At 49.9% G+C, this 11,734-nt stretch carries 7 protein-coding genes; 1 reads left to right on the plus strand and 6 read right to left on the minus strand.

Features of this window, described 5'->3' with window-relative positions:
- Window positions 1-367 precede the first annotated feature (367 nt).
- A complete protein-coding gene (locus HMPREF3027_RS06800) occupies window positions 368-1,540 on the plus strand; it encodes an MFS transporter (RefSeq protein WP_018029331.1) in 1,173 nt (390 codons plus the stop codon).
- A 551-nt stretch (window positions 1,541-2,091) separates the two neighbouring features.
- Here the strand turns inward: HMPREF3027_RS06800 and HMPREF3027_RS06805 are convergent.
- The 6 genes from HMPREF3027_RS06805 to tgt all read right to left on the minus strand — a co-directional run bounded on the left by HMPREF3027_RS06805 (window position 2,092) and on the right by tgt (window position 11,433).
- Window positions 2,092-3,339: an amidohydrolase family protein gene (locus HMPREF3027_RS06805; RefSeq protein WP_070707759.1), complete on the minus strand. Its 1,248-nt coding sequence runs from the start codon at window positions 3,337-3,339 to the stop codon at window positions 2,092-2,094.
- Between the two features lie 373 nt (window positions 3,340-3,712).
- Window positions 3,713-4,672 (minus strand): OmpA family protein, encoded by a 960-nt coding sequence (locus tag HMPREF3027_RS06810; protein ID WP_018029227.1) that lies wholly within the window; start codon window positions 4,670-4,672, stop codon window positions 3,713-3,715.
- 22 nt (window positions 4,673-4,694) lie between these two features.
- Window positions 4,695-6,833, minus strand: coding sequence for an outer membrane beta-barrel protein (locus HMPREF3027_RS06815; RefSeq protein WP_070707756.1), 2,139 nt, complete (start codon window positions 6,831-6,833; stop codon window positions 4,695-4,697).
- A gap of 124 nt (window positions 6,834-6,957) precedes the next feature.
- Complete coding sequence (locus HMPREF3027_RS06820) at window positions 6,958-9,162, minus strand: primosomal protein N' family DNA-binding protein (RefSeq protein ID WP_070707757.1); 2,205 nt, start codon at window positions 9,160-9,162, stop codon at window positions 6,958-6,960.
- A gap of 9 nt (window positions 9,163-9,171) precedes the next feature.
- A complete protein-coding gene (locus HMPREF3027_RS06825) occupies window positions 9,172-10,287 on the minus strand; it encodes an LptF/LptG family permease (protein ID WP_070707758.1) in 1,116 nt (371 codons plus the stop codon).
- 15 nt (window positions 10,288-10,302) lie between these two features.
- Entirely contained in the window at window positions 10,303-11,433 is a 1,131-nt protein-coding gene (gene tgt / locus HMPREF3027_RS06830; RefSeq protein ID WP_018029223.1) for a tRNA guanosine(34) transglycosylase Tgt, read from the minus strand.
- Between the last annotated feature and the right edge of the window lie 301 nt (window positions 11,434-11,734).

Genomic DNA, 11,734 nt, shown 5'->3' on the forward strand with positions numbered 1-11,734 from the left:
GTCGGAGGGGCGTTAGCCCCGAACGACCTGTGTACAAGGAGCATATTCACCCCACCTACATGACCCCGGCCGAGGGGTCAGACCTAGATAAGGTTGTCCGACCCCTCAGCCGGGGTCGAAAGGCATTTTGCACACTTTATACACAGGTCTTCGGCCCTACGTGCCTCGACCTGTGCCTATTTAACACGGACCTCTGCCGAGGTCCTTTTCCCGTAGACGCTCTAATGAATTCCACATGGTAAGACCTTCCTAATGATACCCCCTATGAGAGCTCTTAACTTATCTATTAATTTTTCTTGCTTGTTTTCTTTTCTATACCAATCTAAATGGGTATCTTTAGAGGTGTAAACCTTTAAATATTTACTATATGGTACAAGAAAAGAAATCTGTAGGTGCTTTCCCTTGGGTCTTGATGATCTTGATGTCGTCGGTTACCTTTGTGGGAATTCTGTCGGAGCTACTTCCTTCTGGAGTGTTGCAGCAGATTATGGGCGATTTGGGAATTAATGAGGTGGAGGGTGGCCGAATGGTGGGCTGGTATGCCTTGGCGTCGGCTATCTTCGGTATTCCGCTTATATCTGCCACGGTGGGCTTTAATCGCAAGAATTTACTATTACTTTTGCTGGTGGGCTTCGCAGTATGCAATATACTCTCTGGGGTTATTCATAACTACTACGTTATATTGGGCCTTCGTTTCCTCGGCGGTATCTGTGCCGGTGTGATGTGGCCGATGATTGCAGCCTTTGGGATGCGACTGGTGGAGCCAGGGCACCAAGGTAAGGCTGTGGCGATCATTATGGCGGGTAATACGCTAGGAATTAGCCTAGGGATGCCATTGATGACTGCTATTGGCGACCGCTTTGGCTGGCGTATTGAGTTTATCGTCTTGGGGTCATTGGTAGCTTTGATTGCTCTGCTATCGCTTGTGATGCTACCTTCGACGCCTGGTGAGAAGCTCACCTCGAGCACTTCGCCTTTTGCGATGCTGAAGAATAAGTCTATCTTGCTCATTATACTCCTCACGCTACTTGGAGTTTGTGGGCATTATGGGGTCTACACCTATATTACCCAGTTGGTAGCCGAGATCGGTATTAGTGGCGGGGTAGAGGTGGCCTTGCTGGTCTTTGGAATTGGGTCGCTCATCTCTATCGTGATTGCGACGAAGTATATTGATCATTACCTGAGGGAGCTGACGGTGCTGATGTTTGCGTTCCTGGCCGTGGCGATGTTGCTCTTTTACTTCTTTAAGGGGACGGTTGGTATTTCACACCTTGCCTTCTTCATGTGGGGGCTTTCCTTTGGTCCACTTGTGACGCTGTTCCAGGCGGCTGTGGGCAATCAGGTGGAGCATGGTAAGGATGTGGCGATGTCGGTGCAGTCTTGTATGTTTAATCTCTCGATTATGATCACTACAGCTATTGCTGGCACGCTATTGCTCAGCTATGGGGCGTTGAGCTTGCTCTGGTACGCTGTGATTATGGCGGTACCTGGGATACTCATCTCTTTCTTCGCAAAGCACACTCTGCGACCTATCGGATAAGCCTTAGGCTTTAACTAACAAAAAAGCTACCCTCAACAGTTGAGGGTAGCTTTTTTCATTGCTCTTTATTGAACTCTTCCCAGTCCAAATTGTCCGACCTCCCACAAGGGAGGTCGTAGAGGTGGGTGGCAGATTGCCGTATTCCCCTGGTCGTTCGGGCTACGCCCTCCGACCAGGGGCTAGGATCCGTCCGACCGCAAGCGGTCGTTTTGTCCTTCCCAAAAATTATATTGAATCACCTATATGATATGGAGATTTTGATTGCATTACCTTGTTCGATGAATGGCACCATAGTGCACTATCCATTGTCAAATGACCTCCCCTCGCGGGAGGTCAGACGGATCCTAGCCCTGAGTCGGAGGGGGCGTATGCCCCGAACGACTCGGGGGTTACGAAGCCATCCCCTCCTTACCCTACGACCCCTTGTGGGTCGGACAAATCCATACCATAGATGAGGCTGTAGTTTGCCGTCGTGTGACATTCTTATCAAACTAAAAAAGCTACCCTCAACACTTGAGGGTAGCTTTTTAATTGATCTATTGTGGAGGGCCTTACATCTTGAAGGGTACCTCGTACTCAGTAGGCTTTTTCTTGAATAGGAATTCGCCCTTTCGTACAGAGGCGAGTACGCCTACACGGCGGCGGATGCAATCCCAAGCGCTATCGCCATCCAGCACGATGAAGTTGGCATCGCGACCTACCTCTATACCGTATTGGTCGTGGATATTCATACACTTCGCACCATTGTAGGTGATCATGTCAAAGGCAGTCTCTACCTCCTTAGGGCTAGCGTACTGTGATAGGTGGATAGCATTATCAAGTATGTTCATCATATTACCACTACCGAGTGGGTACCAAGGGTCATTGATAGAGTCTTGGGCCAATGCAATGTTGATGCCCATCTCCATAAACTCCTTGATACGAGTAAGGCCACGGCGTTTTGGATAGGTGTCTTGCCTTCCCTGTAGATAAGCATTCTCGGTAGGGCAGGAGATGAAGTTCATCTTGCTACGCTTAAACATATCAAACATCCTATAGGCGTAGGAGTTATCTGCCGAACCAAAGGAGCAGGTGTGGCTAGCGGTGGTCTTCTCACCATAATCCTCAAGGTAGACAAGGGCATTGAGAATCTCCACAAAGCGCGCCATGACGTCGTCGGTCTCATCGCAGTGTACATCGATGAGTACATTGTACTTCATGGCTAGCTCTACAATGTCGTGGATAGACTTCTCGCCAAACTCACGTGCTGGCTCGTAGTGAGGAATGCCACCGATCACATCGGCACCCATCTTTAGAGCCTCCTCTACTAGCTCCTTACCACCTTTGTAGGTGTACATACCATTCTGTGGGAAGGCTACTACCTGGATATCAACGATGTCTTTCATCTCCTCCTTGAGCTCCATGATGGCTTTGAACCCGGTGAACTTAGGGTCGGTGACGTCGGTCTGCGCTCTGATAAATTGCACACCTTGTGATACCTCGTCTTCAATACCCTTACGAGCTAGTCGCTTTACGCCATCAATGGTCATGGTGGCTTTGTACTTTGGCCAGTTTTCGATTGCCTCGAAGAGTGTGCCCGAAGCTGCTCCCAGCCCCTCCATCTCGGAGACAGTGTAGACGTAGTCAAGGTGAAGGTGTGGATCTACATAGGGTGGCAATACAAACTTGCCATTGAGGTCTATCTCCTCATCGCACTTGGGAAGGTTGGTACCGATCTGAGTGATCTTACCGTTCTCCACGATGATCTCACTTGCAGAACTATTCCGATAGATTTTCGCGTTAAAGAATTTCTTTTTCATAAGCATACGTCTTAATGGGTTACTAATTACCTATTCTCAAATATACCCATTTTATTTGGAAGTATATTACATTTTAGCATAGTTTGTGAATGTTGCACGAAGTGCCATTCTCGCACATTTACTTCAAAATGTGCTGAGACCTTGTACGAAGGATGAGATGCAAGGCCTGAGGATGAGGTCAAGGTGCACGCAGGGCACCAAGGCCCCACCGGGCCGAAGGGAGCGTACTCGCGTACGTGACCGAGCCCGAATTCCGAAAGCAACGAAGCAGATCGCTTTCGTGCAACAGTCTCGTTTGTGATTAGATGTGGTTGCAAAAAAAGGCGGTACCACACGAGGTGAGACCGCCTTTGTCATATAATTAGCTTATTAATTAGTAAAGGATCGGGCGAATCTCTACGCGACGTCCCTTTGGATACTTACTCTTGGTATCCTTCATGGAGTCGATGCCAGAGGGGATTACCTCTAGTCGATCGCGTGCAATTCCTTTGCTAGTGATATAGTCTGCCACTGCATTTACTCTACGACCAGAGAGCTTATTATTGTAGCTCATCTTGCCCTCTGGAGAGGCGTATCCACGAAGGGATACTCTGAGGTCGTTTTCCTTCATCCACTCCACTACGTTGTCAAGTGTCTTGATGGCCTCACTATCTAGCTTGCTGCTATCAAAACCGAAGTAAGCAACGCTCATGTAGAGGTCTATCTCCTTATTATTGAGCCCACCCTTGAGGGCAATTGCCTCATCTGGAGTGACTGGCTCACGACGACCTGCTAGCTGATTAGCTGGCACAGTATCGGTCTTTTGGATAGCACCTTGGGGTAGCAGATTACCGCCAAGCAGGTGATTGATCGCCTCTGGGCTAAGGTCGCCACGGGTAAGGAGAAGCGCATAGAGTAGGCGCTCCATTTGGTCGAGACGACGCTCCAGTGGCTCATTGAAGGTGCGTGCTAGTGCTTGGTCCAAGGCACGACGCTTGAGCGTCTCTACCTTGAAAGCACGTACCACGGAGTCGCGGTAGGCAGCCTCTACATAGGGCTTGCGAGCCTCTAGTATCAGCTTGGTGATGAGCTCCTCTGCCTGATCTTGAGTGATTGGCAAGAGAGCATCATCGGGTATCGAATCGTATCCCTCAGTGGACCTGATCATGTCCCACACCTGCTGATCTACCGAGTGTGTGTCGGTAGTGCGAGGTGCATTCTCAATGATGGTCACAGTGTCGCCACTCTGTGTCACCTGCTGGGTGAGTACTACGTCCTGGGCATTGGCGTGTAGACCAATGCCTAGGAGTAGAGTAGCTACTGCTGAGGAGATTAAATTACTCTTTCTCATCATTCGTTTTCCTAATGGTGATTGATTAGAATACGAAACGATAACCTACAGCAATCTGATTATTCTTGAATAGACCTCTTGCAGTGTAGTCGGCAAATAGCTCGCCAGACTTATTCAGCTTGAAGTTGGCACCAGCGATGAAGTTTGGACCAAACTTAAGGCCAACACCGTGGCTGTAAAGACCAAGACCAAGACCTGCGTAAGGATCTACTACAGAGTCGGCGATCTTAAAGTTGTAGATTACATTGGCGCTGAGGTCGAAACCACCCTTCTTGCCAAAGCCAGCCATCAGCTCAGGTACGAAGTCAAGGTCGGTATCAGAGATCTGCATGTAACCACGCATTCCTACCATCCATTGAGTTCCCTCACCAAAGTTAGCACCAGTGAGCACTGCAAGGCGGTTAAGCTTAAGGAAGTTGTTCTTAGCGTGAGTAGTAGTAGCTGTAGTAGTGGTGGTAGCACCGTTAACTACAGTAGTTGGAGTCGTTACAAGTGGGTCAACTCTCTGTACAGGTACTACGTTGGTCTGTGCAGTAGTCTTGCCCTCAAGGCGATCCATACGGTCTACTAGGCGACGCATCTCATTAACTAGTTGCTGGTTAGCTACAGGGTCGTTAGTAGCTACTACCTGTGCACCCTGTGGGTTTTGGCTGTTAAGTGCTGCTACGATGATATCCATCTCAGAGTCAGAGAACTTAGCTGCACGAGCACTCTCCTCGCTGCGGATCTTGTAGAGGATGCGATCTACCATCTCCTCAAACTGCTGCTTGGTCATCATCTCGCCACCACGTACTCTCTCTCTTTGGAAGATGGTGTGACGACCGCATTGCTTTTGAGCCTCGCTACGGGTGTCATTCACACGGTCGTTAAGGCTCTCTTCGTTGCCATTGATGTTGATCATTGGCTCATAAGCTGAGCGACCAAGGTTGATGCGCACACCGGCGTTGTACATAAGGCTGGTGTAGATGTCACCTACCTCTACGTTCTTGAGTTTAGATGCCTCGTTGTTAGAAAGAAGGGCATTAACGTTACCGAATAGGGCTACGTACTTAGAGAATGGAATCTCTACGCCTGCACCACCCATTAGGAATAGGTTGTGAACATCAAAGCGCTCTTCTGGATCAGTGTTTGAGGTTGGTCTATCTGGATCAGTTGGGATCAAGCCCTTATCATCTAGGTAACCAGCACCAAGGGTAAGGTAAGGTACGATACCACGTGGTTGATTGAGACGGAATAGCAAGTTAGCACCATACATCTTCAGGTCCTTATTGAACTTGAAGCTAGGCTTATCTGGCTGCTCTGTAGCTTGGAAGTAGAACGCTCTCAAGCCAATCAGTGAAGAGAAGTCAAGACCTGCAGAACCTCCGATAAAGAATTGGTCTGCACGGTTGAGCTTATCGTGGAAGTCAGCATACATAATACCTGGCTCAAGGACAAACTTCACGCCGCGGAAGCCATCCTCAAAGAGGTTGCTGTATTGGCGGCTAGCATCGCTGTAACCACTCATACCACCAAGGGTGATATCAAGAGAAGCGATAGCTGACCAGTTGCCCCAACGCTTTGCCTTATCATCAACGTTTGGATTGAGTAGATAGTCTACCTTATCAAGGTTGAACTGAGTGTTGCGACCCTCTAGTGAAAGTGCGATACGCTCAGAAAGATTGAAGCGTACACCAGCACCAGCACTTAGATAGATCTGCTTTTCAGTCTCCTTAGCATCCTCTACAACCCCATTCTTTGTGTCAAATGGGTTGTAGTCAAGCATTTGCACGCCACCACCAACAGTAAGGTATGGAGCGATGCTGTAATTGCTACTTAGGATATTGAACTTCAGCTCACCACCTAGGCGAGTGATATCAAACTGCATTCCATCAAGCTTATTGAGAGCATCCTCGTTAAGGATGTTCCAATTCTTGTCTTTAAGCGTATTCTTGAGGTTAACAGACTTCTCAAAGGTTCCTCTCAACTCTACATAAGGGCCAAAGCCAACGCCGAGGCGAAGTCCATAGAAAGGAGAGTTCTTAAGTGCAATGTTTTGATTCCACCAGTTGTATGATACGTTTGGTGAAAGTGTGAAGTTTACGCCATCTACCTGTGCATTGGCACTTGGTAGAAAGCCTAGACCCATTAGCCCTGCGGCTACTAGTCCAAATAATCTTTTCATTCTCATATTTCTATTTGTTGTGGAAAAAATATTATATAATCCTATTACCGAGCAAAGATACACAAAACTTACTTAATATCTATATATTATGGCACATTGCCCTACTGTTGTGCCTAATGATACACTAAAGAGGATCAACATCGTAGTAGCAATTCATCTTAGGCCCTCTATACTCTTGGAGGAGAGGGTCAATGAGCTGATGAATCGCTTCACGAAGCTGTAGGGAGGAGAGCTGTAGAGGTGCCAGCAGGGTCACCTTGTAGCCGATGGCGGTTGCCTTTTTATGTACTGGCATAGGTGCTGGACCTAGGGTAGTAGCATCGGGCAGTCTATTCTGAAGAATGGTCGCTGCAGTAGTGGCGAGTTGGTAGGCTTGGCTTTGTGCCGCACTCTCAAAATATATATCAATATGGCGGGAGAATGGGGGAAGCTGTATGCTGTGTCGCTCCTCCAGCTCAAAGTCGAGCATCTGCTGATAGTCGTTTTGCTCAAAGGCGGTGAGGGCATTGGGTGCTGTGGCAAAGTGCTGTACCACCATTCGCTTGAGCATAGGAGCTTCATTGCGGCTCTGCATCAGGTAGCGAAAGGTGAGCTCATTGGCACGGTAGTCAGAGAGCGCATAGAGGAGGTCCAGCTGCACCCACCCGATGGTAGTCGCTTTGCTCAGGTACTCCTGAGGGGGCTGGTAACTCGATGAAAGAATCACTGAAGGTAGCTTCGACCTCCGATCCACCTCTTCCGCCATCTTGATCGCCACTCCAGGAAATAGCTCCTCCATGGCACGGCGAAGTCGCTCTATCCCAGTGCCGATTAACTGCATTCCTCCAGCCCCGCACTCCGGACAGTGACTTGGCAGTGGTTGGAAAAAGCCACAGAGACCACACACCAGCATACGCGATTGCTCCATATACCGTAGCGTCGTATGGCAGTGCGGGCACTTGGGCGAGGCTTGGCACTTCGGGCAAGTAGCACTTCGGGCAAAACCCTTACGCTGATAGAGGAGAAGGGCAAGCCCCCCCTCATCTATCGCCTCTCGGATAGCCCCGATCATCTGAAAGGAGAGCATCCGCCCTTGCACACTATTATCCTCAAAGGCCTTTGGCATCCAGACCGTCTGCAGTCGCACCTCGGGCGGAGTGTGCGAGGAGGTTACAAAGCTATACTTTTGCTGTAGTGCCAGTGTGTAGCTCTCTACCGAGGGGGTGGCACTCACTAGGAGAGTCTCTACCTTGGCAAAGTGAGCCAGCATCAATGCCACGTGCGTAGCGGTAAAGCGGGGTGCCGGCTCATACTGTCGGTAGCCCCTATCCTCCTCATCCAGCACGGCCATCAACCCGAGCGAAGCAAAAGGAAGCCAAACGGCCGCCCTCAATCCTATGTAAAGGCCACCCTCCCCTGAGAGGGCAGAGAACCACGTGGTGCGTCGCTCCTTCTCCGTTGCGGTAGAGAAATAGCGGTAGAGCCGCACTCCAAATTGCTTTTGTAGCTCAGGGAGCAACTGCTTTAGTACCTCTATATTAGGTAGCAGGAGGAGCACCTGCTTCCCCTTCGCCACCTCTTGGAGTAGGTAGTCGTAGGGAATACGCTCCTCAATTCGACTATTAGGGCAATGGACAAGTGCGATGCGTGAGCTGCCGATAGAGATCAACTTAGAGAGCGGGTCGCCCACTTTGTGGATAGGGAGAGCCACCCCCTCATTGAGGGTACTAGCCAAGACCTCGCACTCCTCTACCGCCCCCACTTTGCGTAGCTTATTGATGGTGTAGCTAGAAGTTTCCAACCACTCAGCAAGGTCTTGCAGACTCATCGGAGGCTTATCTCCCTTTTGGTAACTGGTGAGTATCTTTTGGAGTGCCTTCTCAGCGGTCGTGCCACTCTTCAATTGTCCCTCTAGGTAGCCCCTGAAGTGGGCATCGCTCATCAGTCGCTCCGAGGGGAGCCACCCCCTCAGCGTAAGCGTTGCCTTCCTTGGCTCCTCTCCTTGCGTGCCATCGGGTCGGAAACTTTGGTGAATAGCAGCCGTCAGCACCTCTCCCAAGCTACACATATAATAATTGGCCGCCCACTGCCAAAGCTCTATGATATAGGGCGGAATGGGCGGATAGGGGAGTAGTTGCAATACCGGCTTCAGCCGACGTTGCCCCTCAGGTGCGGTATGTTGTTGTGCCATCACCAACCCTGTGTAGCACTTCTTGGTGCCAAAAGGTACAGTCACCAACCGCCCCACCAGTTGTGGCTCCTCTACGCTGTCCGCTTCGTATACGTAAGTGAAAATAGGTTGCTTGAGAGGGAGGGGAACTAGTATGCTAAGGTAGAGAGGGTACTGCATAGACCTACATTAGCGAGGTGCCTTGAGGTAGAGACCGAGGGCAATAGGAGTGTAAATAAGATTGGGGAGCCACGCCGCCATCAGTGGTGTGAGCTCTCCACTCACCGCATAGGCAGAGGAAATGGTAAAGAGTAGAATATAGACAAAAGTGAGCGCCAAGCCGATAGCCATATTGACCCCCAGTCCGCCCTTTACCTTACGTGCCGAAAGGGAAACCCCAATAAGGGTAAGAATAAAGGCGGCAAGAATCGAGGCATATCGCCGGTGATACTCCACTTGAAAACTCTGGATATTGCCCACCCCACGCTTCTTTTGTTGCTCTATGTAGTGGCTCAGTTCGGCATTGGTGAGCTGCTCGCCATCCTCTCTAGAGATTAGGAGGTCGGCTGGGGTGAGGATCAAGAGGGTATCTAGCTGGTTGCCGTACTCATTGTGCTCCTTGAGCCCATCAAAAGTGCGGATATGGTAGTCGTAGACCGTCCAATGATAGAGGCTATCACTGTGATAGGCAATCCGCTGTGCGGTGAGCTGACTAGTGAGCGTATTCTCCTCAAATTTCTGTAGAGAGAAGTTGTACCCCATATTTTCTCTCGCATCAAAGGTGCTGAAGTAGACCACCTCACCCGGTGCTACTGCCGCTTGGATGTTTTGGTCCATCTCCACCTTTTTGTTTTTGACCCACGTGTTGGTAAAGTCGATGCGAATCACATTGAGGTTGGGGATAATCCATGCACTAAATATAAAGGAGACCACCGCAATAATCGCTGCCGATATGAAGTAAGGGCGGAGGATACGATTGAAACTCATCCCTGCCGCCTGCATCGCAATGATTTCGGAGCGTGCCGCCAGCTTACTCGTAAAGAATACCACCGTGATAAAGATGAATAGCGGTGAGAGGAGCAACGCATAGTAGGGAATAAAGGCGATGTAGTACCACACAATATCCATAAAGGGTAGGGCAGGATTGAGGAACTCCTCCATCTTCTCCTGAATATCAATCACCACAATGATGATGAGGATCAGCATCAGTGCAAAGAGGAAGGTACCAAGGAAGCGACTAATGATGTATCGGTCGATTCGTTTCACCCCCAAACGCTCCAATAGATGTCTACCCTTTTGCTTCATCGTCAATGGATTGGATTATCGTCTTTGCTGTAGTTCGGGGAGTACACTCGCCTTCCACTGAGGGTAGTCGCCCTCAATGATATGCTTGCGTGCTTGCCTCACTAGGTCGAGGTAAAAAGCAAGGTTGTGGATGCTTGCAATCTGAAGCCCCAGTAGCTCATCCGACTTAATCAGGTGGCGTACATACGCCTTGCTATAGGTATGGTCTACATAGCTCGTCCCCTCAGGGTCAAGAGGTGAATAGTCGTCTTTCCACTTCTCATTACGCATATTCATAGTGCCACGCCAAGTAAATAGCTGACCATTACGCCCATTGCGGGTAGGCATGATGCAGTCAAACATATCCACCCCACGCTCTATCCCCTCAAGGATATTGGCGGGCGTGCCCACCCCCATCAGGTATCTAGGGCGGTCCTTAGGGAGTACCTCATTCACCACCTCTATCATCTCGTACATCACCTCCGTAGGCTCCCCCACGCTGAGCCCACCAATGGCATTGCCATCGGCCCCTAGTTCCGCCACACGCTCTGCCGACTCCCTTCGGAGGTCGCTAAAGCCAGCCCCTTGTACAATGGGGAAAAGGCTCTGAGGGTAGCCATATAGCGGTTCGGTCTCAGATAATCGTTTATGGCATCGCTCTAGCCAACGCAGTGTGAGGTCGAGCGACTGCCGAGCATACCTCCAATCGCAGTCGCCAGGAGGGCACTCATCAAAAGCCATAATGATATCGGCACCAATCTCCCTCTGGATATCCATCACCCGCTCAGGGGTGAAGAGGTGTCGTGAGCCATCGATATGGCTCTGAAACTGGACCCCCTCCTCAGTGATCTTTCGGCTATCGGCAAGTGAAAAGACCTGAAACCCGCCACTATCGGTGAGCATCGGCCCTTCCCAACTATTAAACTTCTGAATCCCCCCCGCACCGCGGATAATCTCCGTGCCAGGGCGAAGGTACAGATGGTAGGTATTCCCGAGGATAATCTCCGCTTGGATATCCTTCTGTAGCTCCCACGCATGTACCGCCTTCACACTCCCCACCGTGCCAACCGGCATAAATATAGGCGTATGCACCTCGCCATGTGGCGTGTGCAACACCCCAGCTCGTGCCGACGAGCCTTTATCGCTATGTACTATCTCAAATTTCATACAGCTACAAAGATACTATAAATTGAGAGACTGTTGCACGCAAGGGGACCATATACCCAGGGGGTACGCATTAGAAATATAAACTTAAGTTACAGCCTTAATATGGATAGCTTGTACTAGACAGGCGAGAAAGGACCTCGGAGAGGTCCGATTTGTTGTAGCCCCCGCGTCGGAGGGCAAAGCCCGAACGACCGGGGGAATAGGTATAGGGCACATTATATCGACCCCTTGTGGGTCGGACAATAGGACCTAGGATATCAAAATTAATGTGGTTTCCTGAAAAAGGTTGACTCCGTTAATG

Source organism: Porphyromonas sp. HMSC077F02, assembly GCF_001815465.1.
Taxonomy (GTDB): domain Bacteria; phylum Bacteroidota; class Bacteroidia; order Bacteroidales; family Porphyromonadaceae; genus Porphyromonas_A; species Porphyromonas_A somerae.

Bases quoted from the DNA above. Each gene is read 5' to 3' on its own strand.
- HMPREF3027_RS06815 (WP_070707756.1), bottom strand. From the start codon at position 6,833: ATGAAAAGATTATTTGGACTAGTAGCCGCAGGGCTAATGGGTCTAGGC.
- tgt (WP_018029223.1), bottom strand. From the start codon at position 11,433: ATGAAATTTGAGATAGTACATAGCGATAAAGGCTCGTCGGCACGAGCT.
- HMPREF3027_RS06800 (WP_018029331.1), top strand. From the start codon at position 368: ATGGTACAAGAAAAGAAATCTGTAGGTGCTTTCCCTTGGGTCTTGATG.
- HMPREF3027_RS06825 (WP_070707758.1), bottom strand. From the start codon at position 10,287: ATGAAGCAAAAGGGTAGACATCTATTGGAGCGTTTGGGGGTGAAACGA.
- HMPREF3027_RS06805 (WP_070707759.1), bottom strand. From the start codon at position 3,339: ATGAAAAAGAAATTCTTTAACGCGAAAATCTATCGGAATAGTTCTGCA.
- HMPREF3027_RS06820 (WP_070707757.1), bottom strand. From the start codon at position 9,162: ATGCAGTACCCTCTCTACCTTAGCATACTAGTTCCCCTCCCTCTCAAG.
- HMPREF3027_RS06810 (WP_018029227.1), bottom strand. From the start codon at position 4,672: ATGATGAGAAAGAGTAATTTAATCTCCTCAGCAGTAGCTACTCTACTC.